We start from the raw sequence: 21,184 nt of genomic DNA, 5'->3' as shown, positions 1-21,184 counted from the left end.
TCCTGGCGCGCCGCGGCTGTCGGGCGACGGCGCGGATCGGCGGCGCAATCTGCAAAAGCGAGCCGCCCGAGGCAAGGGCAGGCCGCCAAGCGTCGAATGCCGTCATGCGCGGGCTCGACCCGCGCATTCAACTAAAGGACGGAAGATTCTTTATTTTCAATAGGATGAATCGCCGGGTCGCCGGGTCGAGCCCGGCGATGACGCAAGAATTTCTTGCGGGTGAGACTCAGAAATGCCCGAGATCGTAATCGTCGCAGGAGCAGCCGAACTGCTCCAGCGCGTCCTGCAGGTGGTCGGGCAGCATCGGCTTGGACAGCAGGTAGTCGGCGGTGCGCTTGTTGTGGGCACGGGCGGCCTCGGCCCGAATGTCGTCCCACTCGTCGATGGTGGCGTCGCCGCGGCCGAGCCAAGTGAGCGCCACGAGATCGACCTGTTCGTCCTGGTTGAGGCCTCGGATGAAGGACTTCAGCTCGCGGAAGGTGGGGTCGTCGCGGCGGGCGTCCATCGCCGACCAGCTACCCTCGTCGTCCTCGGCACCGGCGTCGTCGTTGGCGACGTCCAGAACCTCGAACTCGCGCGCCTTCATGATGACGTAGCAGACCTTTTCCGGGGAGATCGTCAGAGTCGGCGCGGTGATCATGGCTGGCGTCCTTCCGCGGCCCAGCCCATGTCGACGTCGAAACCGGCCCTCACCCTCCGTCTGCTTCGCCGACAGGCACCTGACCGCATGCAACCACGCGAAGACTATGGGGCGGCTGCGCGCCAGCCTTGATTTGGGTCAACCGCAGGAACCCGTGCTCCATTTACCGCGCGCCGGGTCTGCTGCGGTCGGGGATTGACGGCATCGAACATCTCCCCTCAACCTCGGTCGCGCTCGACGATCGACTTTCCCGACAGCAGACAGTGCAGGCGGCGCACAGGCAGCCGGAGGCGAGGCATGACACGGACCTATCGAGTGGCGGTGATCCCCGGCGACGGCATCGGCAAGGAAGTGGTGCCGGAGGGCGTCCGCGTCCTGGAGAAGGTCGCCAAGAAGCACGGCTTCGAGCTGACGCTCGATTGGTACGATTTCTCCTCCTGCGACTATTACCTCAAGCACGGCCGCATGATGCCGGAGGACTGGAAGCAGCAGATCGGCGGCCACGACGCCATCTTCTTCGGCGCGGTCGGCTGGCCCGAAAAGGTGCCGGACCACGTCTCGCTGTGGGGCTCGCTGCTGCTGTTCCGGCGCGACTTCGATCAGTACGTCAATCTGCGCCCCGTGAAGCTGCTGCCCGGCGTGCCCTGCCCGCTCGCCGGCCGCAAGCCGGGCGACATCGACTTCTTCGTCGTGCGCGAGAATACCGAGGGCGAATACTCCTCGGTCGGCGGCCGCATGTTCGCCGGCACCGAGCGCGAGTTCGTCGTGCAGGAGACCGTGATGACGCGGATCGGCATCGACCGGGTGCTGAAATACGCCTTCGACCTCGCCCAGAAGCGGCCGAAGAAGCATCTCACCTCGGCGACCAAGTCGAACGGCATCTCGATCACCATGCCGTACTGGGACGAGCGCGTGGTCGAGATGGCGAAGGCCTATCCGGACGTGCGCTGGGACAAGTTCCACATCGACATTCTGACGGCGAACTTCGTGCTGCATCCGGACTGGTTCGACGTGGTGGTCGGCTCCAACCTGTTCGGCGACATCCTGTCGGATCTCGGGCCCGCCTGCGCCGGCACCATCGGCATCGCGGCGGCCGCCAACATCAACCCGGAGCGGATTTTCCCGTCGGTGTTCGAGCCGGTGCACGGCTCGGCGCCGGACATCGCCGGGCAGGGTATCGCCAATCCGATCGGCCAGATCTGGTCCGGTGCCATGATGCTCGACCATCTCGGCGAGCACGAGGCCGCCGGCGCCATCGTCACGGCGATCGAGCGGGTGCTGGCCGAGAAGACGCTGCGCACCCGCGACCTCGGCGGCAATGCCGACACGACCGCCTGCGGCAAGGCGATCGCCGACGCGATCTGATTTCTGGCGTCACACGAGCCGGACGGCCTGTCCGGCTCACGCCGGCGCCGGACGGTTTCGGCGCGATCCCGTCCGACTCGTCGTCGCGCCGTCCCCGGCGGCGACGCCCGGCGCAACGGCCGGGGCCGGGCCGCAACTGGCGCGCGGCTCGAACCAGGTCGGCAGCACCTCGGGCTCGGTCGGATGCGGCCGCTCGATCTGCTCCAGCAGGATGGCGGCGGCGCGCTGGCCGAGCAGCGCGGTGTCGCGCAGCACCGCGGCGATCGGCGGGTCGTGGAACCGGCTGAGCGGACTGTCGTCGCAGCACACCAGCGAGAGCTGGTCGCCGAGCCGCAGGCCGCGCCGGCGCACCACCCGCAGAGCGCCTTCGAGAAGCTGGATGCCGCCGAGCACCACGGCAGTCGGCGGCACAGGGTCGGCGAGGAACCGCTCCATCGCGCTCTCGCCGTGCTCGCCCGACAGCGTGCCCCAGTCGACGATCAGATCGGGCACCAGCCCACGGGCCCGAAAGCCGTACTCGACCGCGCGAATGCGCTCGCGCGACGGCCGCACGTCGCGGCCGACCGCGACGCCGATGCGGCGGTGCCCGAGATCGAGCAGATGCCGCGTCGCCTCGCCGAGGCCGGCGTGGTGATCCGACAGCACCGAGTGGGCGCCGAGATCGGCCGGCATGGTGCGGTCGATCACCACCATGGGGGCTTCGGAACTGCGCAGCGCGGCGAGCGTCGCGGGATCGTCCTCGAGCGCCGGCAGCAGGATCAGGCCATCCACCTGGCGCTGCAGCAGGACGGCGATGCGCTTGGCGTCGACGTCCGGGATGCCGCCCGAATTGGTCAGCAGGACCGAGTAGCCGGCGGCGCTGAGAACGCTCTCGGCGCCGCCGACGATCGAGGCGAGCAGCGGATTGGTGATGTCCGATCCGACGAAGCCGATCGACTGGGTGGTGCGCCGCCTGAGGTTCTGGGCGAGCAGGTTCGGGGTGTAGCCGAGCTGCCGGGCGGCTTCCAGCACGCGCTCGGTGAGCTGCGGGCTGGACCCCGGCTGGCCGGACAGCACCCGCGACACCGAGGCGATGCCGACCCCCGCCCGCTCGGCGACCTGACGGATGCCGGGGCGACTCGATCCTGATCCGGTCGATCTCGTGCTCACGACTTTTTCTACGCCGCCGCTTGACAAACGCAAGCCGTCGCCCGACAGTTGGAAACGTTTCCGGAACCGTTTCCAACACAAACGTGTCCGGGACACTGCAGTACAGTCTGGCCGATATACGTCATTGTACAGATAAACCGGCTCGACAGAAATCCGCACGTCCGGCCTGGGACGATGATCGACATCGAATCCTCGATCTCCACTTGACCTTCGACCTCACCACTACTGCGTCCGCGGCTGCGGCGCGCCCGATACACCACCGACCAAATCCCCCGAACCCAGCCGTGGCGGCACATCAACATTGGGGAGACTGCTGTGGAGCAGCTATCGAGTCAGGATCCCGAGGTCCGCCGGGCGGTCCGTAACGCCACCCTGAGCGCCATCATCGGCACCGCGGTCGAATGGTACGACTATTATCTCTACGCGACCGCCGCGGCGACCATCTTCAACAAGCTTTTCTTCCCCTCCTACGACCAGCTCACCGGCACCCTGCTTGCCTTCGCGACCTTCGCGATCGGCTTCTTCGTGCGGCCGTTCGGCAGCGTCATCTTCGGCCATCTCGGCGACCGCCTGGGCCGCAAGTTCGTGCTGATCACCACGCTGCTGCTGATGGGCGGCTCGACCACGGCCATGGGCCTGCTGCCGAGCTACGCCAGCATCGGCATCGTCGCGCCGATCCTGCTGTGCATCCTGCGCGCCCTGCAGGGACTGGGGTCCGGCGCCGAATACGCCGGCGCGGTGCTGATGGTGGTCGAGTACGCGCCGCCGAACCGCCGCGGCCTCTATGGCGCCGCCCCCTATATGGGCGTCGCGCTCGGCCTGCTGCTGTCGCTCGTCACCTTCCGGCTGTCCTCGCTCCTGTCGCACGAGCAGTTCGAGGACTGGGGCTGGCGCATCCCGTTCCTGCTCAGCGCCATCGTGGTCGCGATCGGCATGGTGTTCCGCGCCACCCTGAAGGAGACGCCGATCTTCGAGGAGCTGAAGGCGCGCAACAAGCGCTCGCGCGCGCCGATCAAGGAGGTGTTCCGCACCTCGCTGAAGCCGCTGCTGTGCGCCTGGGGCGCCCGGCTCGGCGACAACTCGCTCGCCTATGTCTACGAGTCCTTCGTCATCGTCTACGTCACCAAGCAGCTCGGCATGTCGCGCGACATGATCGTGACGGCGCTGATGTTCTCGACCACGGCGCAGTTCGTCACCGTGCCGGGCTTCGGCTGGCTGTCCGACCAGATCGGCCGCAAGCCGGTCTACATCGCCGGCGCGCTGTTGTCGGGCCTCTCGGTGTTCCCGTTCTTCTACCTGCTGCAGACCAAGAACGAGCTGCTGATCTATCTCGGCCTGTTCCTGGTCTCGTCGATCGCCAAGACCATGATGACGTCGGCGCAGAGCCCGTGGCTCGCCGAGATGTTCCCGGCCCGCGTCCGCTACTCGGGCTTCGCGCTCGCCCGCGAGGTCACCTCGCCGATCGCCGGCGGCCTCGCGCCGATGATCGCCATCGCCCTGCTGGCCGCCGGCGACGGCTCGCCGCATCTCGTCGCCTGGTACGTGGTGGCGCTCGCGGTGATCACCGCCGTCTCGGTCTTCCTCGGCCCGGAGACGCGTGGCGTGCCGCTGCACTACACGACCGAGGACGCCGACGACGAGTCGGCGCCCGAGACGAGTGCGCCGGGCGCGGCAGCACCCGCCACGGCGCGGTGACGCGCATCGGCTCGCGGCCACCGACAAGACCATCAAGGGGAATCACGATGAAGATCACCAAGGTCGAACCGCTCCATGTCGGGCAGTTCATGTTCGCCCGCGTCGAGACCGACGACGGCATCGTCGGCGTCGGCGAGGGCGGCTCCTGGGGCCAGCTCGAGGCGTCGAGCGCCGCCATCACCCGCTTCGCCGAATACCTGGTCGGCAAGGACCCGTTCGCGATCGAGCACCACTGGAACGTGATGCACCGCTTCGGCTACTTCCAGGGCATCGCCATCAATTCCGGCATCGCGGCGATCGACATCGCCCTGTGGGACATCAAGGGCAAGGCCCTGAACGTGCCGATCTACCAGCTTCTCGGCGGGCCGGTGCGCACCAAGGCCCGCATCTACGGGCACATCTACGAGAGCAACATCGAGAAGATCCTCGACGAGTGCCATCGCAAGATGGAGGCGGGCTTCACCGCCTTCGGCCACCTCAACCCGTTCCTCGACGAGGGCAACGACAAGGTCTGGTTCAAGACCCACATCAAGAAGATGCGGGACGCGATCGACAATGTCCGCCGCATGCGCGAGGTGGTGGGCGACCGCGTCGACCTGCTGATCGAGCTGCACCGCCGGCTCACCCCGGCCGAGGCGATCGTGTTCGCCCGCGGCATCGAGCAGTACCACCCGATGTTCATCGAGGATCCGGTGCGCCCCGAAAGCCCGGACCAGATGGCGCGGGTCGCCGAGAAGATCCAGGTGCCGATCGCCACCGGCGAGCGCTTCACCACGATCTACGAGTTCCAGGCGATCATGTCCCGCAACAGCGCCGAGTACGCCCGGGTCGACCCCTGCGTGTGCGGCGGCATCACGGGCGCCCGCAAGGTCGCCGCGATGGCGGAGGCGCACAACGTGCAGATCGTGCCGCACAACCCGCTGTCGCCGATCGGCCTCGCGGCCTGCCTGCAGCTCGACGCCGCGATCCCGAACTTCGCCATCCAGGAGTACTCGACCGGCTTCGAGGCCGGCACCTTCGAGTCGCTGCCGATCCATCTCGGCAGCAACATCGTCGACACGGTGCCGCTGCCGAAGAACGGCTTCGTCGACATTCCGTCGACGCCGGGCCTGGGCATGAACCTGCTGCCGGACGCCCAGAAGATCCGGCCGCCGCTGTCCAAGCCGATCTCGATGCGGCCGCACTTCGACGGCTTCGTCATCGATCAGTGAAGCCTGCAGGCCGAAGGGGCTGAAACCTTGCCCCGGACGGCGCCGAGCGCCGGTCCGGGCGCTCGGCGTCGGCGGGACGCAGACGCCGTCACACGCCGTTCGGCTCGCCGCCCGGCTCGTCGGGCGGCTCGCGCCAGCGCCGCACCGTGCCGGTGTCGATGCCGAACAGGTCGAGCGCCCGGCCGACCGTGTGGTCGATCATCTCGTCGATCGAGACGGGCTTGGCATACATGGCCGGCACCGGCGGATAGACGATGGCGCCCATCTCGGTGACGGCCGCCATGTTGCGCAGGTGGCCGAGATGCAGCGGCGTCTCGCGGGCGACCAGCACCAGCCGGCGGCGTTCCTTCAGCACCACGTCGGCGGCGCGCGACAACAGCGAGGCGGTGATGCCGTTGGCGATCTCGGCCAGCGTGCGCATCGAGCACGGGCAGACGATCATGCCCTCGGTGCGGAACGAGCCCGAGGAGATCGCGGCGCCGATGTCGTTGGTCGGGTAGACCACGTCGGCGAGCGCCAGAAGATCGGGCAGCGTCAGCTCGGTCTCCAGCGACAGCGTCACCTTGGCGGCGCTGCTGACCACCAGATGGGTCTGGATGTCGGTCCGCCGCAGGATCTCGAGCAGCCGCACCCCGTAGACGATGCCGGAGGCGCCGCTGATCCCGACGATCAGGCGGCGCGGCGTCGCGGTCATGGGGCTCTCCTGGTGCGGATCATGCGGGCAGGACGGCAATCGGAGGTCGCCGCGCGGCCTGGTCGGGTGCCGGAGGTGGCGGGCCGGGACACGCGTCCCCGAAGGTCGGCGCGACAGCTAGCGCATATCGCGCCGCAATTCATCACCCGAATCGCGGCCGGAACGGTATGGTGCCGCCGCTCGCCGGCTCTCTCCTGGTACGGTGGCACCGCATTGAGGATGCGGGCGGTGTGGCGGTGCGGATTTGCTGTCCCTTTACCAAATTCTCAGGGTTGGGATGCAGTCTCGACAGGTCGCCGACGCCATTTTCCGCCTTGTTCCTGCCCTATCTTCTTCCCACAAGGCGAGCAAAATCGAGCTTGAATTCGAGGGGGATGAGTTTTTGCGCGCAACCTGTCTGGTCCTGCTGGCCGCCGGCTTCGCCGCGACGACGTTTGCCGCGTCGGCCGTGGACGCCACCGCCCAGTCCTATCCGCCCGGCTCGTATCGCTCGCCCGGTTCCTATGCGGTGCCCGGCCCGTATGGCGGCGCGCCCGTCATGGACGAGGACGACGACGATGTCCCGGCCGGCTATCCGGCGCCCGGCGGCGCCGACCTGAGCGGCCATCCGGCCGCCGCCCCGGTCCCCTACGAGAGCCAGCCGCTGCCGCCGCCCGGCGCGGTCGACTATTCGCGCAGCGCCCCGCCGCCCGCCTCGTCGCCTTATCGTGACACGCCGCCGTCCCTCTATCGCGAGCCGCCGCGCCTGCCGCAGTACCGCGACACCTATGCGGTTCCAGAGTCGGGCCCGCCCGGCCCGGCGCCCCGCTATGCCGCACCCGGCGCCGCCGAGGGGCCGATGCGGCCGCCCGGCGATATCGGCGGTGGCCTGCCGCAGCCCGGCTATGCGGCTCCGGCCCCCGGATACGGAGCGCCCGCGAGCCCGACCTATGCGGCTCCGCAGCCCGGCTACGGAACGCCCGCCCCCGGCTACGGAACCCAGCCCTACGGGGCCCGGCCCCAGGAGGCCGACCGCGCCCCGGTCGGCGCGATCCCGCCCGCCTCCGGTGGCGGCCAGGGCTATGCGGCGCTGCCGCCCGACTATCAGCCCGAGGTCGGCGAGCGGAAGGAGTTGCCGGCGCAGTTCAAGCGCCAAGTGGTGGACTTTCCCACCTCCGAGCCGGCCGGCACCCTGATCGTCGACACGCCCAACACCTACCTCTATCTCGTTCTCGGCAACGGCAAGGCGATGCGCTACGGCATCGGCGTCGGCCGCGAGGGCTTCACTTGGTCGGGCGTCGAGCGCGTCACCCGCATGGCGGAGTGGCCGGACTGGCACCCGCCGACCGAGATGATCGAGCGCCAGCCCTACCTGCCGCGCTTCATGGCCGGCGGCGAGAGCAACCCGATGGGGGCGCGCGCACTCTATCTCGGCAAGACCGTCTACCGCATTCACGGCACCAACCAGCCCTCGACCATCGGCACCTTCGTGTCGTCGGGCTGCATTCGCCTGGTGAACGAGGATATCGAGGATCTCTACCGCCGCGTCGGCGTCGGCACCCGCGTGGTGGTGAAGCCGAGCGGCAAGTCGTCGAGCGGCGCCCAGATGCCGAGCCGCGGACAGGTCCCGCACAGCGCCGGCCTGCCGCAGGTGCTTCGCTGACGTCGAGCCGCTGGGCGGCGGACTTGCACGCGATCTGGATCCACGGCCGGGCGTTTCGCCCGGCCGTTTTGTTTCCGCCGGACGACCCGCGCCGCGCGGTTGACCGGGGCACGGGCCTGCCGCACGATCGTCGCGAGGGGGACGGCATCATGAGACGCGGGATCGTCGGTCTGGCTGGCGCGTTGGCCTGCGCGGCTTGGCTCGGCGGCTGCATGACGCCGCCGACCACGGCGCCCAACACGGTGCCGCTCGAGCTCGGCATGACGCCGGCCGCCGCATCCGCGGCGCTCGGCGTGCCGCTCCAACCCATCGCCGGGCGCCCCGGCTCCGAGGTCTTCGTCGCCCGGCTGCCGGCGGCGACGCCCGGCCTCACCCCGGTCGACGGGCTCGTCTATCTGCAGTTCCGCAAGGGCCGTCTCACCGGCTTCAAGCGCGACTGGCATATCGGCCCGGGTCCGACGCGACCGTTCTGACCGGGCCGGCCGCTGCCATCGACACCGATCGGACTCTTCAGCGCGGCGCGGACCCGCGTCAGGTCCGCACGCCGCCGTGGCGACGCAGCGCCACGACATCGGCGTCGACCATCTCCTCGACGAGCTGGTCGAAGCTGATGCGGTGGCGCCAGCCGAGCTGCTCGCGCGCCTTGGTCGGATCGCCGAGCAGGAGCTGCACCTCGGTGGGCCGGAAGTAGCGCGGATCGATCTCCACCACGACGCGACCGGTCGCCGTATCGACACCCTTCTCGTCGATGCCGCTGCCCTGCCAGACGATCGACAGGCCGGCGCGCGCGAAGGCCTTCTCGGTGAACTCCCGCACCATATGGGTCTCGCCGGTCGCCAGCACATAGTCGCCGGGCTCGTTCTGCTGCACGATCCGCCACATGCCCTCGACATAGTCGCGCGCATGGCCCCAGTCGCGCCGCGCGTCGAGATTGCCGAGAAAGAGCTTCTCCTGCACGCCGGCCGCGATCGCCGCCGCCGCGCGGGTGATCTTGCGGGTGACGAAGGTCTCGCCGCGGATCGGGCTCTCGTGATTGAACAGGATGCCGTTGGAGGCGTGGATGCCGTAGGCCTCGCGATAGTTCACCGTGATCCAGTAGGCATACAGCTTGGCGACCGCATAGGGCGAGCGCGGATAGAACGGCGTCGTCTCGCGCTGCGGCGTCTCCTGCACCAGGCCGTAGAACTCCGAGGTCGAGGCCTGATAGAAACGCACCTGCTTCTGCAGGCCGAGAATGCGGATCGCCTCGAGCAGGCGCAGCGTGCCGATGCCGTCGGCGTTCGCCGTGTATTCGGGGGTCTCGAACGAGACCGCGACGTGGCTCTGCGCCGCGAGATTGTAGATCTCGGTCGGCTGGGTCTCCTGCACGACGCGCAGCAGATTGGTCGAGTCCGTCAGGTCGCCGTAGTGCAGCGTCAGCGGCACGCCGTGCTCGTGCGGATCGTGCAGGACATGGTCGATCCGCCCGGTGTTGAACGACGACGATCGCCGCCGCAGCCCGTGCACCGTGTAGCCCTTGGCGAGCAGAAACTCGGCCAGATAGGCACCGTCCTGCCCGGTGATGCCGGTGATCAGTGCAACCCGTTCAGCCATGAGATGTCCGCTTGATCGCGCCGCCGCAGCAGCGGCACGGCGGCGTCCGTGAGGGGACGGCTTCGCAAACCCGAGCTGCCATTGCAAGCGATATCGGGCCTGAGCGGCGGGCCTTCAGGGCTGCCGCGGCGGCGGTGGGGGCGGCGGTTGCGGGGCCTCGGCGGCCGGCGGCGCGGCCTCGCCGGCGGCCTGCTCGGCGCGCGAATGGTGCGACAGCAGCCGTACCTGCAGCAGCGCGAATGCGAAGGTCAGCGGCACGAAGCCGAACAGCTTGAAGTTGACCCAGAAGTCGGTGCTCTGCGTGCGCCAGACCAGCTCGTTGACCACCGCCATCACGGCGAAGAACACGGCCCAGCGCAGCGTCAGTCGCCGCCAGCCCTCGTCGGTGAGATCGAGCACCGTGTCGAACACCAGCGCGAGCAGCGGCCGGTCGCGCCACAGGCCGACCGCCAGCACGGTGGCGAACAACAGGTAGATCAGCGTCGGCTTGAGCTTGATGAAGGTCTCGTCGTGCAGCACCAGAGTCAGCCCGCCGAAGACGACGACGATCACGGCCGACACCACCGGCATCAGGGGCAGGTGGCGGGTCAGGACCCAGGACACTGCGAGCGCCGCCAAAACGGCGACCATGAAGGTCGCGGTCGCGGCGAAGATGCCGAGCTTGGCGTTGGCGGCGAAGAACAGCACAAGCGGGCCGACGTCGAGAGCGACCTTGAGGCCGGGGTGCAGGCGGGTGTCGGGCATGCGAGGTTCCAAGCGTCGGCGCAGGCGGCTGCACCTAACACGCGGCTCCGGACGGCGCCACTCCCGACCCGCGGCGCCTTTGCCGCACCACACCATGGTCGCGACATTTCGGCGGCGTGGACCCCGTGGTGTCGTCCAGCCGACCGAGCCACGCGTCCTTGCGGTAGCCCGAAGCGACGCGTGTGACACGTCGGCCACAGCCGAGGGCTGTCCGCAGTTAACATCTTGTTAAAAGGGTGGTTCGAAATTGACCTGCCGCGAAAACGCCTCACACTGACGAATCAGGGAGCGAGGCAGGCCCATGTCGGATTTCAGGATCAAGGACTTTCTGGACCGGCTCGGCACGCTCGGGCTGATGTTCTCGGCGACCCGGTTGGCGGACGGCAGCATCCGGCTCAACCAATGGCGCAGCATCAATTACTACGAGAACGAAGCCGAGATCCGGACGATCTGGACGGACAGCATGAACGGCCGCGACAGCCGCGTGCAGGACATCGCGCGCTATGTCGAGCTGACGCAGAACCGCAGCCGCACGCTCGACGCCGCCTAATCCGATTAGCCCACCGATCTGACTTTCGAGCGCCCGCGCAGGAATGCGCCGCTCGTCTCTCGGCGTTGCGCCAAGACGCCGCGCCTGCGGCCCGTGGGACACGCGCGGGCCGGCCCTGATCGTGCCATCGAATCGGCACCTCCGCCCCACGAAACCGCCCCTCCGGTCTGGTCCTTGGACACCCGGGAAGAGGCCGCATGGACGCCCGGGACGGCGGCGCAGGCGGTCGGAGGGAGCGAGCATGAGATCACTGATCGCGGTCCTGACGGCGGGCGTGCTGCTCGCCTCGCCGCTGGCGGCGACGGCCGCCGAGGTGGCGACCGCATCGACCGGACCCTTAGGCTCGCCCGCATCCGTCGCGTCGAGCGCGGCCCCGGCATTCGGCTCGCCGGAGAGCGTGCTGCACTGGATTCACGCCTATCGCTCGCGGCCCGATCCGGGACGCCTGCCGGCCGCCTACCGGGCGGCGAGCGAGGCCGGCGCACTGGCGACGCCGGACGCCGCCGGCATCTATGTCGGCTTCCTGGCCGGCGTGATCGCCGCGCAGCCGACCCGCGCCGACCGGTTGATCGCCGCCATCCTGCCGTTCCCGCAGGCCGACTCCTGGGTGATCGTCCGCGCCATCGCCTATTCGGGCCATCCCGACTGGAAGGGCCTGCTCGCCCGCAATGCCGCCCGTCTGCCGCAGCACGCCGCCATGATCGAAGCTTATGTGAACGACCGCATGCCGACCCTGGCGCGGCTCGCGACCGAGGACGACCCCACGGTGTGGACCCGCATGCGCGGCTGGCTGCGGATCGGCGACGCGCCGACCAGGCCGGCGCGGCTCGCCGTCGGCCCCGACGTGCTCGACACGCTGTGGGGCGTCTATTTCGCCACCGGCGACGCGGGCCCGATCGGCCGCATCGTCGCACTGTTGCCGTGGTCGCAGGAGCAAGACGACCTCGAGCGGCTCACGGTCGGCAGCATGGCCAAGTTCACGCTGGTGGCCAATGCGTCGCGCGATCCCGCCTTGCTGGCGCTGCTGCGCGAGGAGGTCTCGCGCCAGCCGCCTGCGACCGCCGCCGTGCTGAAGGACGCGGTCGCGGCGGCCGAGACGGTCGATGTCGGGCGCGTCCGCAAGGAGGCGCTGGCGGCGATCCGGGCGCTGGAGAAGAACCGGCCGGACAGCCGGAAGGAGCTCACCTTCTGGGGCCATGTCGGCGAAGGCGCCATGTCGCTCGGCTGCGTCGCCGCGGCCGCCGTCGGGCAGGTCGCGCTCGGCCTGCCCTGCGTGGTCGGCGGCGCCCTCACCTCGGCGGCGCTGCACTACTTCGACAAGACCAACTGATCAGCGCGCCTCGTCGCCGCGCGGCGTCTCGCTGCGCGGCTCCTCGCCGACCGGCGGGGCCGTGTCGGGCGGCGTGGTCGTCGTCGCCGGCGCGGGCGTGTCCTCGGCGGGCGATGGTGCCGGCATCGGAGCTGGAGCCGCCGCCGCCGGCGCCGCTTCTGCCGGCGCAACCGCCTCGGCCGTCGCCACGGCGCGGCCGGGATTGCCGACGAAACCGGCGAGCAGCACCACGCCGGTGTCGCGGTCGCGCAGCGCGAACCAGAACGGCTTGTCGAAGGCGATCCGCTGGTTCTGCGACCGCACCGCGGAGCGAACCGTGAGGACGGCGGTCGCCGCCGCCGCCTCGGTGCCCGACTCGTCGATCTTCAGCACCGTCTTCTGGATCACGTCTGAGATGCGCTGACCCGGCGCGAAACCGTCGAGCGCGGTCGGCGACATGCGCCCCTCCTTCAGGCCGAGCGCATCCAGAACCGGCAACAGCTCGGTGCGCTCCTCCAGCTTGAGGCGCGGCAGCGACAGGTCGACGGTCGCGGGCGCAAACCCTTCTCCCGACAGCCACGCGGCGGCCGGCGCGAACTCGGCGGCGCGCAGCGGCTTGTCCTTGCTGGTCAGCAGCACCAGGGCGAAGCGCTCATGCGTGTAGCCGAGCTCGGCCGCGACGAAGCCGTCGTCGCTGCGCACCGGCACCGCCTCGATGGTCGCCGCCATCATGGGCACCTCGACCTTGCTGCCGTCCTGCAGGGTGAACGGCGCCGGCTTGGTGCGGGCCACGGCGAAGCTGGTCCGCCAGCGGTCCTTGAAATAGAGGGCGTTGAGTGCGACCAGCCCCGGATCCGCCGGCACCCGTTCGAGGATCGTCGGGATCATGCCGCGGGTCTTCTCGCTGACCCAGCCGTTGATCTTGGCCAGCGCCTCGGGCGTCGACAGGCTCTCGCGGAACACCTCGCCGCCGGCGGCGCCGACCGCCGCCAGCGTCGGCTCCTTGGTCTTCGCCGCCGGATCGACCCAGATGGCGTTAGCGACCGACAGCACCTCGGCGAGCGCCTTGTCGGACTGCAGCGCGGCCACCAGCTCGCGCACCGTCGCGAGATCGACCGCGGGCGGCGGCGGTGCCGGCTTGGCGGCGTCGACCCGGCCCTTGTCGCCCTTGCGCGGCTTGGCCTCCTTGCCGGGCTTGGCGGCCGGCTTCGTCTCGGCGCCCGGTGCGGCCGGTGCCGCCTCCTCGCCGAAGGCGAGCGTGCGGGCGAGCGCGGCTTTCAGCGTGGCGTCGGCGCCGAGGTCGATCAGCGTCATCACCATCGCGAGACTGCCGGGCGACACCACCAGATTGGCGGCGTCTGGCTTCTCTTTCTGCAGCGTCTCGACAAGGCGGAAGGCGAGCCGCGACTGTGCGGCCAACATGCCGGCGGCATCGACCGCGACCGGGGCTGGCTTTGCGGCGACAGGCTGCGGCCGCGGCGCCGGCACCGGCACGCCGGGCGGCCGTTCGGCTGCCTTCGGCTTGCGGGCGGGTGTCGTGCGACCGTCGGAGCGGTCGGCTGGCGCAGCATCGCTCGGCACGACGAAGCCCGGCCCGAGGAGCGTCAGCAACACGGCCGCGGCGGCCGCGGTGAGCACCGATGAGGACATCACAGTCTCCCTGGCCGGCCCGGCCGGCCTTCGCTCGAGTCCGGCGCAGCCGGCCCTTACGCGACCCCGGCGCAGCCGGATCCCCTCGACAAAGGTGTCGGCGGGCAGCCCGCGGGTTCACGCGACGAACGGCGCAACGGCGTGACCGCGATGTTATCGCGGCCGAGGCCGCCTGTCCCGATGGGCACGCGGTTTGGCGGGCGAGAATCGCCGCAGGCGCGATCAGGCGGCCGCGCGATCGGGCGACTTGGCGTCGAAGCGCTCCACCGCCTCCAGCAGGGCGACGGCGCCGGCCGCGATGGCGGCGGGCTCGGCCCACTCCTCGGGCGCATGGCTGCGGCCGTCGCGGCACGGCACGAACACCATGGCGGCCGGGGCGATGCGCGACAGGAAGGCGGCGTCGTGGCCAGCCCCGGAGGGCAGCGCCAGGCTCGACAGGCCGCACGCTGCAGCACCTTCGGCGAGCAGCCTTCTCAAGTCCGGATCACAGCTCGCCGGCGTCGCCCGCGACAGCACGGTGCAACGCTCGCGCACGGTGGCGGTCTCCTCGGCGATGCGGCGGCTTTCGGCCTCGATCTCGGCCACGAAGGCATCGAGCAGCGCCGCATCCTCGGCTCGCGTGTCGACCACGATGCGGGCACGCTGCGGCACCACGTTGATGGCGTTCGGCGCGATGTCGATGACGCCCGTGGTGCCGACGACGTAGCCGCGCCCGGCACCGGCGAGCGCCCGCGCCCGCTGCGAGACGAAGCCGACCAGCCGGGCGGCGGCGACGCCGGCGTCGCGGCGCATCGCCATCGGCATGGTGCCGGCATGCGCCGCCTCGCCCTCGAACACGATCTCCAGCCGGATGATGCCGACCAGTGCCGTGACGATGCCGATGTCGGTCTTGCTGCGCTCCAGCACGACGCCCTGCTCGATATGCAGCTCCAGGAAGGCCGCCACGTCCGACCGCCGCGCCTCGGCGAGCCGGGCCGGGTCGCCGCCGACCCGCACGATAGCGTCGCCGAGCCGCTCGCCGGCCGGATTGCGCAGGTCGAGCATCTCGGCCGAGAGCAGCCCCGCCATGGCGCGGCTGCCGACGCAGGACAGGCCGTAGTCGCTCGGCTCCTCGGCCAGGCAGTCGACCACCTCGACCGGATGGCGCAGCCGCCGCCCGTCGTCCTGCAGGGCCCGCACCACCTCGAGCGCCGCAATGACGCCGGCCGGCCCGTCGAAGCGCCCGCCGGACGGCACCGAGTCGGAATGGGAGCCGAGCATGATGGTCGGCAGGCCGGGCTCGCTGCCCTCCAGCCGGCCGAACAGGTTGGCGGCGGTGTCGAGCCGCACCGCGAGGCCGGCCTCGGCGAAGCGCCGGCGCAGCCAGTCGCGCCCGGCCTGGAACAGTGGCGTGAAGGAGCGGCGTGTGTACGGGCGGGCCGGATCCGTGATCTCGGCGAGCGCCATCAGGTCGGACCAGATGCGGCTCTCGTCGATGCCGAACACCCGCTCGCCCATGGCCCCCTCCGGTTCCGCCTCACGCCAGCCCTGCGGACCTCGGTACCACATTCGTCCCCGACCCGGATGGTCGCCCGACGCACGACGGCATCCCGCCGGTCGAAGAACCGGCGCGGCGGGGCGAGCGTTGGCGAAACGGGATAGCGGGGGTCGGCCGGACCGGCAGGCGGCCCGGATCAAGCGAATAGCGTCAGGCGGCTTGCTTGGGATCGAAGGAGCGGAAGCTGGTGCGGATCACTTCGGTGCCGCACTGGTCGCAGGCGAACACGGTGTCCTGGATACGAGGTTCGGCTTTGGTCGAGCTGGTCGATCGGTACGACATGCGCTTCGCGCAGCGCGGGCATGGAATGATCAGCGACGGAAGCGAACTAGCGGAGGCGACGGCGAGACGGCGCATGCGAACTCCTCGGCTTTTCCAGTCCGTGCAATTACGCAGGGGCTAGTCGACCCTGGGGAGGTATACGAGTCAATACAAATTTGTGCTATGCACAATAAATGCCAGGTATGCGCCATCCGCGTACGTTTCGTGGTACTTGCATACAATTGCGGCCATGAGCCTCAGGATTTCACCGAATGGACAGGCCCGGAACGACTATCGGTAGTGCCTGTGCCGCAGGGCATACCTGCGAGTCCGGGGCCAGCCTTCCGACCCTGGCGGGTGCCTATGTCCTCGCCATCCGGCTGGCTCGACCGGTGCGTGTGACCGTCGCTGGGCGCATGGCAAAAACGCTTCCAGCGGGGCGCTATCTCTACTGCGGTTCGGCCCGCGGACCCGGCGGCCTGCGGGCCCGCATCGCCCGCCACCTGCGCCGGCGCAAGACGCTGCGCTGGCATGTCGACCGGCTCACGACCCGCGGCACCGTGTTTGCCGTCTGGGCGATCCCGGGCGGCGACGAATGCGACCTCGTCGCTCGCCTCGCCGCCCTGCCGGTGCCGCTGCCCGGTTTCGGCAGCAGCGACTGCCGACGCTGCCGCAGTCACCTGCTGGCCTGGCCGGAGGGCGTCGAGCTCGGCCTCGGGCCGCCGGCCTGACCCGTGCGGGCCGGCGACCGCGCGGTCGACGGTCGGGGGATCGCGCCGGCTGCCGCCGCCCGATAGGGTCGCGCACTCGCAGGAGAGACCCAACCCATGCAGGCTTCGGTCGTGATACTCGCCGGCGCGCTCGCCGCCATCGCGGGCTTCGTCGACGCGGTCGGCTATCTCCAGTTCAGCCGGCTGTTCGTCTCCTTCATGAGCGGCAACACGACGGTGCTCGGCATTCATGCGGCCAATGCCGAATGGACGGCCGCTGTCGAACCGGCGCTGGCGATTGCCGGCTTCGTGCTCGGGGCCTTCGTCGGCGCGCTGATCACTGGGCCGGCGGGGCGCTGGGCCATGGCAGCAGTGTGCGGGCTGGAGGCGGCGTTGCTCGCTGCCGCCCTCGCCGCGCTCGCGAGCGGCGTGCCCCCCGCGCTGTCGCTCCTGCCCATCACCGTCGCCATGGGCATGCAGAACATCCCGTTGTCGCGCATCGGCGAGACGCGGGTGGCGATGACCTACGTCACCGGCGCGCTGGTCAATCTCGGGCGCATGCTGGGGCAAGTCGTGCAGCGGCGTGCCTCCTGGCGCCCCTCTCTCACCCATGCGCTGCTGTGGGGCGCGCTGCTGTGCGGCGCCGTCGCCGGCGGGCTCACGCACGGGCGGATCGGGTTTCTGGCGTTGGCGGTGCCGGCCGTGCTGCTCGCGCTGATCGGCGCCGTCATGGCTGCGGCGACCTGGCGGGATCGCTGACCCGCGCCCGTCACGTCTTCGGGGCGCCGTGGTCCTGCGGCTCGCCGGATTGCTCCGGCCCGATGCGGAACGGCCGCATCATCTCGTTGTCCTCGTGCTCGACGATGTGGCAGTGCCAGACGAACTGGCCGGGCTTCGAGAACGTCATTCGGACCCGCACCACCTCGCCCGGATAGGCGGTCACGGTGTCCTTCCAGCCGTCCTCCTCCGGGACCGGCGGCCGCGCCGGCCCGGTCGGCCGGCCGGTCGCCGGATCGAGGGCGCGGCGGTCGACCACCTGGAACAGCACGTCGTGGACATGCATCGGATGGGCGTCGGCGGTGAAATTGTGGAACGCCCAGGTCTCGGTGTCGCCGACCGCCGGGTTCTCGGTGACCGGATCGGCCCAATGGGCCACGGTGAGCCCGGCCGGGCGGCCAGCCGCCGGATCGAAGATGCCGAGCGCCGCCTCGTGCGGAACCTCGCCGCTCTTCGCCGGCGTCATCGCCTCGACCAGCGCAAGCGCGCGCTCGCGCCCCGCGGTCAGCGGCGCGATCGCCGGCATCACCAGCCGGGCCGGCGGCGTCGTCGGGTCGGGCCCTGACGCGCGCACGATCCGGAATTGCATCACCTGGCCGCTGCTGCGCGGATCGGCCGGCTCGGCGTCGGCGGCCCCCTGATAGGGACCGTCCGGCCCGAGATTGCGCAGCGTCACCCGGCTGCCGGCGGCGAGCCGCGAGAAGTCGACGACGAGATCGACGCGCTCGGCCGGCGCCAGTCGGATCTCGCGCAGCTTCACGGGCGCGCGCAGATAGCCGCCCTCGGTGCCGATCTGCCAGACCTCCACCTTGGGATCGCCGAAGCGCAGAATCAGAACACGGGAATTGCAGCCGTTGAGAACGCGCAGGCGATAGCGCCGCGGCTCGACATTGCAATGGGGCCAGGTGCGGCCGTTGACCACCATGACGTTGCCGAAGAACTCCGGCACCCAGATGGGCGGCACCGCCGAGGCCGGCACATAGGGGCCGGCATAGCCGTCGAACATCTGGCGGGCATCGGGATAAAACAGCGAGCCGTCGGCGTTGAACGAGCGGTCCTGGATGGCGAGCGGAATTTCGTATGGACCGTCCGGCAGCACGGCGGGCGCGTTGGTTCCGGCGACGGTCGGGTGGTCGGCGGGGTCGTCGCTGCGCAGCCGATAGAAGCCGGCGAGGCCCGCATAGACGTTCAGCCGGGTGAGGCCGAGCACGTGGTCGTGGAACCACAGCATGGTCGGCCGCTGGCTGTTGGGATACCGGAAGGTCGCGTGGCCAGGGCCCCAGTCGCGCCGGCCCGACTTGGTCCAGAAGAAGTCGAACCAGGTGCCGACCGGCGCGAAGCCCTCTGGAATGTCGGCCGCGTCGGGCAACACCCAGGCCTCGGGATAGCCGTCGCTCCAGTCGTCAACCTCGGCCATGCCGTGCACATGGGTGACCAGCGGCACCGGCCCGCGGTACGGCCCAGGCGTCGCCGCGAAGGTCGGACGGGTGTCGCGCCGGCCGCCCGGATTGGCCCAGTGCAGGGTCGGATCGACGGCGAACAGATGCGGCCGGAAGCGCCGCTCCGGCGTGACGAGTTCGTTGATCCAGGTGATCTCGACGGGCGTGCCGCGCGTCGCCTCGATCGTGAAGGCGGGCGAGGCGAAGCTGTCGTCGACGCCGCTCGCGCCGTAGCACCACACCCGGGTCGGCCCGAAGGGCGGCGGCAACATCTGCTGCGCCTGCTCGCGCGCCGCGATCCGCCAGGCGTTCCGGCCGGAGCGCGGCATCGCCGGCGGCACGGCCAGCGGCAGCGCGAACCTCTCGACCCGGGAGAGCCTCAGCGTGCCGCCCGTCACCGAGGCGGCGACCGCCTCGCGGCGCCCCGATGCACCTACCGCGAACAGGCCGAGCGACGCACTCGCCCCGTAGGCGAGGAAGACCCGGCGGTCGATCGGCATGGCGCGCTCCCGTGACGGTCGTCACGGGACACTAGGACACGGCCGGCCCGAACGGTATCCGGGCCTGCCCGATCACCGCGGCAGCCTAGGCGTGACTGGTCAGTCGTCGTCGAACAGGCCGCGCTCGGCGTCGTCGTGGCACGCCTTGCAGTCGCCCTTGAACTTGGCGCCCTTGCGCGCGAGCGTCGCCGGCGCGACGCGGTCCTTGCGCTCGTGCTTGCGCGTCCACCACGGCAGCTCGGTGATCCGCGCCGGCGTGACGTCGGCGGCGAGGCCCCGCATCATCTTGCGGTTCCGTGCGGCGGCATCGGCCGCATTGGCGGCCAGATAGGCCGCGATCCGCGCGGCGGTCGGGTCGTCCAGGGCGGCATTGTCGCCGAAGTGATCGGCGAGCGTCGAGGTCATGCCGCGCCACGAGCGCGCCGGCAACAGCCCGGCCGGATACAGCATGTGGCAGGCGCTGCACTCCTTCGCCACCACGGAATCCCGGACCGGCTCGAGCCGGACGCCGTCGGCGACCAGCGGGCTCGCGATCGCCACCAGGACGGCGAGCGGCGCACCCACCAGCACGGCACCACGCAGAAAGCGCATCGTTCGGTTCGTCGTGTCCATCGTGGCCCTCACAGACCGATCAGAAAGGCGAGCAGGTCCGCCTTCTCGGCCACGCTGCAGTCGCGCCCGAGCACGTCGGGACAATTGCGCCGGAACCATTTTTCGACTGTCGCGGAATCCGACAGCCGGGTCGGCACCACGGACGGCGCCATCGGCTCGATCGCCTTACCGGCGCGGCTCTGCCCGGCCCGGCTCAAATTCGTGGTGTGGCACGACGTGCAGGACGGCGTGTCGGGCTTGCCGGCCGCTGGGCTGCTCATGAACAACGTGCGGCCGCGTTCGGCGGAGGGCGCGAAGCCCGGGGCGACGGCGCGCGCCGCCTCGACCTGCTGGGCCAGCACGGCGCGCTGCGCCGGGCCGGGCTCGGCCTGCGCCGCGGAGACGAGGGCCGCGGCGAACAGCAGGGGCACGGCCGGCTGCGCGAGCCGGCTGACGACGAGGGCCATGATCGATCTCTCTTGCTTGCGGAAGGTCGTGCTTGCGGAAGGCCGCCGTGGCGGCCCGGCTCAACCGTGCCGCGGCTCGCCGAACGGCAGCATCCGGGCGATGGCGCCGTCCTTCAAGACGAGGTGGTGGACGATCGCTGCGGCCGCGTGCACGCCGGCCAGGATCATGATCAGATTGGCGGCGAAGGCGTGCACATCCTCCAGCGTCTCGGCCAGCCCGCGGTCCGGGCTGATCAGCGGCGGCAGGGTGAAGAAGCCGAAGAAGCCGACCGAGCGGCCCTTGGCCCACACCATCAGCATGCCGGCGACCGGCACGGCGACCAGCGCCGCATAGAGCGCGAGGTGCATGGCGCGGGCGGCGAGTTGCACCAGCGGCGAGCCTGGGATCGGCTCCGGCTGCGGCGTCACCAGCCGCCACGACAGGCGCAGCAGCGTGAGGGCGAGCACCAGCACGCCGAGCGACATGTGGAACGAGATGAGCTGAGCCTTGGCCGGCCCGCGGGCGACTTCCTCCATGATCTGCCCGCTGGCAATGGCGCCGGCGACGCCGATCAGGGTGAGCCAATGAATGATCTGGGTGAGAGGATCGTAACGAAGCTTGGTCATGGCGATGATCTCGGGTGCTCGAACCGGATTGTGAATCGATGCCGGTTTTTCGCA

21 protein-coding genes are annotated in these 21,184 nt (G+C 70.3%); 9 read left to right on the top strand and 12 right to left on the bottom strand.

Annotated elements, in window-relative coordinates; translation table 11 throughout:
- Nucleotides 1-226 precede the first annotated feature (226 nt).
- On the bottom strand, nucleotides 227-640 hold the full coding sequence (locus HXX10_RS04850) for a DUF3775 domain-containing protein (RefSeq protein ID WP_296520409.1): 414 nt from the start codon (nucleotides 638-640) through the stop codon (nucleotides 227-229).
- Between the two features lie 297 nt (nucleotides 641-937).
- Between HXX10_RS04850 and HXX10_RS04845 the strand changes: the two genes are divergently transcribed.
- Entirely contained in the window at nucleotides 938-2,005 is a 1,068-nt protein-coding gene (locus HXX10_RS04845) for a tartrate dehydrogenase (protein WP_296520408.1), read from the top strand.
- Nucleotides 2,006-2,041: 36 nt separating this feature from the next.
- Here HXX10_RS04845 and HXX10_RS04840 read toward each other — a convergent pair whose 3' ends face one another.
- On the bottom strand, nucleotides 2,042-3,154 hold the full coding sequence (locus tag HXX10_RS04840) for a LacI family DNA-binding transcriptional regulator (RefSeq protein ID WP_296520407.1): 1,113 nt from the start codon (nucleotides 3,152-3,154) through the stop codon (nucleotides 2,042-2,044).
- A gap of 315 nt (nucleotides 3,155-3,469) precedes the next feature.
- Between HXX10_RS04840 and HXX10_RS04835 the strand changes: the two genes are divergently transcribed.
- Nucleotides 3,470-4,849 carry an MFS transporter gene (locus HXX10_RS04835; protein ID WP_296520406.1) on the top strand — a complete coding sequence of 460 codons (1,380 nt, stop codon included), beginning with the start codon at nucleotides 3,470-3,472 and terminating at the stop codon, nucleotides 4,847-4,849.
- Between the two features lie 47 nt (nucleotides 4,850-4,896).
- Nucleotides 4,897-6,060 carry a galactonate dehydratase gene (gene dgoD / locus HXX10_RS04830; protein WP_296520405.1) on the top strand — a complete coding sequence of 388 codons (1,164 nt, stop codon included), beginning with the start codon at nucleotides 4,897-4,899 and terminating at the stop codon, nucleotides 6,058-6,060.
- A gap of 88 nt (nucleotides 6,061-6,148) precedes the next feature.
- Here the strand turns inward: dgoD and HXX10_RS04825 are convergent, their stop codons facing one another.
- A complete protein-coding gene (locus tag HXX10_RS04825) occupies nucleotides 6,149-6,754 on the bottom strand; it encodes a UbiX family flavin prenyltransferase (RefSeq protein WP_296520404.1) in 606 nt (201 codons plus the stop codon).
- A gap of 382 nt (nucleotides 6,755-7,136) precedes the next feature.
- Between HXX10_RS04825 and HXX10_RS04820 the strand changes: the two genes are divergently transcribed.
- A complete protein-coding gene (locus HXX10_RS04820) occupies nucleotides 7,137-8,396 on the top strand; it encodes a L,D-transpeptidase (protein WP_296520403.1) in 1,260 nt (419 codons plus the stop codon).
- A gap of 149 nt (nucleotides 8,397-8,545) precedes the next feature.
- Complete coding sequence (locus tag HXX10_RS04815) at nucleotides 8,546-8,869, top strand: hypothetical protein (protein WP_296520402.1); 324 nt, start codon at nucleotides 8,546-8,548, stop codon at nucleotides 8,867-8,869.
- A 58-nt stretch (nucleotides 8,870-8,927) separates the two neighbouring features.
- Here the strand turns inward: HXX10_RS04815 and gmd are convergent, their stop codons facing one another.
- On the bottom strand, nucleotides 8,928-9,989 hold the full coding sequence (gmd, locus tag HXX10_RS04810; RefSeq protein WP_296520401.1) for a GDP-mannose 4,6-dehydratase: 1,062 nt from the start codon (nucleotides 9,987-9,989) through the stop codon (nucleotides 8,928-8,930).
- Nucleotides 9,990-10,103: 114 nt separating this feature from the next.
- Entirely contained in the window at nucleotides 10,104-10,733 is a 630-nt protein-coding gene (locus HXX10_RS04805) for a septation protein A (RefSeq protein ID WP_296520400.1), read from the bottom strand.
- Nucleotides 10,734-11,034: 301 nt separating this feature from the next.
- Between HXX10_RS04805 and HXX10_RS04800 the strand changes: the two genes are divergently transcribed.
- Nucleotides 11,035-11,283: a hypothetical protein gene (locus tag HXX10_RS04800; protein WP_296520399.1), complete on the top strand. Its 249-nt coding sequence runs from the start codon at nucleotides 11,035-11,037 to the stop codon at nucleotides 11,281-11,283.
- A 241-nt stretch (nucleotides 11,284-11,524) separates the two neighbouring features.
- Nucleotides 11,525-12,613, top strand: a complete 1,089-nt coding sequence (locus tag HXX10_RS04795; RefSeq protein ID WP_296520398.1) for a hypothetical protein — start codon at nucleotides 11,525-11,527, stop codon at nucleotides 12,611-12,613.
- Here HXX10_RS04795 and HXX10_RS04790 read toward each other — a convergent pair whose 3' ends face one another.
- The 3 genes from HXX10_RS04790 to HXX10_RS04780 form a co-directional block, all read right to left on the bottom strand.
- The gene (locus tag HXX10_RS04790; RefSeq protein ID WP_296520397.1) at nucleotides 12,614-14,242 is read right to left on the bottom strand and encodes a serpin family protein; all 1,629 of its coding nucleotides are present in this window, start codon (nucleotides 14,240-14,242) and stop codon (nucleotides 12,614-12,616) included.
- Between the two features lie 222 nt (nucleotides 14,243-14,464).
- The gene (locus HXX10_RS04785; protein ID WP_296520396.1) at nucleotides 14,465-15,739 is read right to left on the bottom strand and encodes a Zn-dependent hydrolase; all 1,275 of its coding nucleotides are present in this window, start codon (nucleotides 15,737-15,739) and stop codon (nucleotides 14,465-14,467) included.
- 190 nt (nucleotides 15,740-15,929) lie between these two features.
- The gene (locus HXX10_RS04780) at nucleotides 15,930-16,136 is read right to left on the bottom strand and encodes a hypothetical protein (RefSeq protein ID WP_296520395.1); all 207 of its coding nucleotides are present in this window, start codon (nucleotides 16,134-16,136) and stop codon (nucleotides 15,930-15,932) included.
- A gap of 320 nt (nucleotides 16,137-16,456) precedes the next feature.
- Between HXX10_RS04780 and HXX10_RS04775 the strand changes: the two genes are divergently transcribed.
- Together HXX10_RS04775 and HXX10_RS04770 are read left to right on the top strand one after the other, a co-directional pair.
- Nucleotides 16,457-16,771: a DUF123 domain-containing protein gene (locus HXX10_RS04775; RefSeq protein WP_296520394.1), complete on the top strand. Its 315-nt coding sequence runs from the start codon at nucleotides 16,457-16,459 to the stop codon at nucleotides 16,769-16,771.
- A 96-nt stretch (nucleotides 16,772-16,867) separates the two neighbouring features.
- The gene (locus HXX10_RS04770) at nucleotides 16,868-17,509 is read left to right on the top strand and encodes a YoaK family protein (protein WP_296520393.1); all 642 of its coding nucleotides are present in this window, start codon (nucleotides 16,868-16,870) and stop codon (nucleotides 17,507-17,509) included.
- A gap of 10 nt (nucleotides 17,510-17,519) precedes the next feature.
- Here HXX10_RS04770 and HXX10_RS04765 read toward each other — a convergent pair whose 3' ends face one another.
- The 4 genes from HXX10_RS04765 to HXX10_RS04750 form a co-directional block, all read right to left on the bottom strand.
- Entirely contained in the window at nucleotides 17,520-19,466 is a 1,947-nt protein-coding gene (locus HXX10_RS04765; RefSeq protein ID WP_296520392.1) for a multicopper oxidase family protein, read from the bottom strand.
- A gap of 99 nt (nucleotides 19,467-19,565) precedes the next feature.
- Nucleotides 19,566-20,057, bottom strand: a complete 492-nt coding sequence (locus tag HXX10_RS04760; RefSeq protein WP_296520391.1) for a hypothetical protein — start codon at nucleotides 20,055-20,057, stop codon at nucleotides 19,566-19,568.
- 29 nt (nucleotides 20,058-20,086) lie between these two features.
- Entirely contained in the window at nucleotides 20,087-20,524 is a 438-nt protein-coding gene (locus HXX10_RS04755; RefSeq protein WP_296520390.1) for a DUF1924 domain-containing protein, read from the bottom strand.
- Between the two features lie 60 nt (nucleotides 20,525-20,584).
- Nucleotides 20,585-21,130 (bottom strand): cytochrome b, encoded by a 546-nt coding sequence (locus HXX10_RS04750; protein WP_296520389.1) that lies wholly within the window; start codon nucleotides 21,128-21,130, stop codon nucleotides 20,585-20,587.
- Between the last annotated feature and the right edge of the window lie 54 nt (nucleotides 21,131-21,184).

Source organism: Rhodoplanes sp., from assembly GCF_013377085.1.
GTDB lineage: Bacteria > Pseudomonadota > Alphaproteobacteria > Rhizobiales > Xanthobacteraceae > Rhodoplanes.
The sequence above is the reverse complement of the archived record's forward strand: the minus strand, read 5'-3'. Positions and strand labels throughout refer to the sequence as shown.

What these genes read in the sequence shown, in the direction of transcription:
- HXX10_RS04850 (WP_296520409.1), bottom strand. Translation starts at nt 640, where the DNA reads ATGATCACCGCGCCGACTCTGACGATCTCCCCGGAAAAGGTCTGCTAC.
- HXX10_RS04845 (WP_296520408.1), top strand. Translation starts at nt 938, where the DNA reads ATGACACGGACCTATCGAGTGGCGGTGATCCCCGGCGACGGCATCGGC.
- dgoD (WP_296520405.1), top strand. Translation starts at nt 4,897, where the DNA reads ATGAAGATCACCAAGGTCGAACCGCTCCATGTCGGGCAGTTCATGTTC.
- HXX10_RS04825 (WP_296520404.1), bottom strand. Translation starts at nt 6,754, where the DNA reads ATGACCGCGACGCCGCGCCGCCTGATCGTCGGGATCAGCGGCGCCTCC.
- HXX10_RS04815 (WP_296520402.1), top strand. Translation starts at nt 8,546, where the DNA reads ATGAGACGCGGGATCGTCGGTCTGGCTGGCGCGTTGGCCTGCGCGGCT.
- gmd (WP_296520401.1), bottom strand. Translation starts at nt 9,989, where the DNA reads ATGGCTGAACGGGTTGCACTGATCACCGGCATCACCGGGCAGGACGGT.
- HXX10_RS04805 (WP_296520400.1), bottom strand. Translation starts at nt 10,733, where the DNA reads ATGCCCGACACCCGCCTGCACCCCGGCCTCAAGGTCGCTCTCGACGTC.
- HXX10_RS04800 (WP_296520399.1), top strand. Translation starts at nt 11,035, where the DNA reads ATGTCGGATTTCAGGATCAAGGACTTTCTGGACCGGCTCGGCACGCTC.
- HXX10_RS04795 (WP_296520398.1), top strand. Translation starts at nt 11,525, where the DNA reads ATGAGATCACTGATCGCGGTCCTGACGGCGGGCGTGCTGCTCGCCTCG.
- HXX10_RS04790 (WP_296520397.1), bottom strand. Translation starts at nt 14,242, where the DNA reads ATGTCCTCATCGGTGCTCACCGCGGCCGCCGCGGCCGTGTTGCTGACG.
- HXX10_RS04785 (WP_296520396.1), bottom strand. Translation starts at nt 15,739, where the DNA reads ATGGGCGAGCGGGTGTTCGGCATCGACGAGAGCCGCATCTGGTCCGAC.
- HXX10_RS04780 (WP_296520395.1), bottom strand. Translation starts at nt 16,136, where the DNA reads ATGCGCCGTCTCGCCGTCGCCTCCGCTAGTTCGCTTCCGTCGCTGATC.
- HXX10_RS04775 (WP_296520394.1), top strand. Translation starts at nt 16,457, where the DNA reads ATGGCAAAAACGCTTCCAGCGGGGCGCTATCTCTACTGCGGTTCGGCC.
- HXX10_RS04770 (WP_296520393.1), top strand. Translation starts at nt 16,868, where the DNA reads ATGCAGGCTTCGGTCGTGATACTCGCCGGCGCGCTCGCCGCCATCGCG.
- HXX10_RS04765 (WP_296520392.1), bottom strand. Translation starts at nt 19,466, where the DNA reads ATGCCGATCGACCGCCGGGTCTTCCTCGCCTACGGGGCGAGTGCGTCG.
- HXX10_RS04760 (WP_296520391.1), bottom strand. Translation starts at nt 20,057, where the DNA reads ATGCGCTTTCTGCGTGGTGCCGTGCTGGTGGGTGCGCCGCTCGCCGTC.
- HXX10_RS04755 (WP_296520390.1), bottom strand. Translation starts at nt 20,524, where the DNA reads ATGGCCCTCGTCGTCAGCCGGCTCGCGCAGCCGGCCGTGCCCCTGCTG.
- HXX10_RS04750 (WP_296520389.1), bottom strand. Translation starts at nt 21,130, where the DNA reads ATGACCAAGCTTCGTTACGATCCTCTCACCCAGATCATTCATTGGCTC.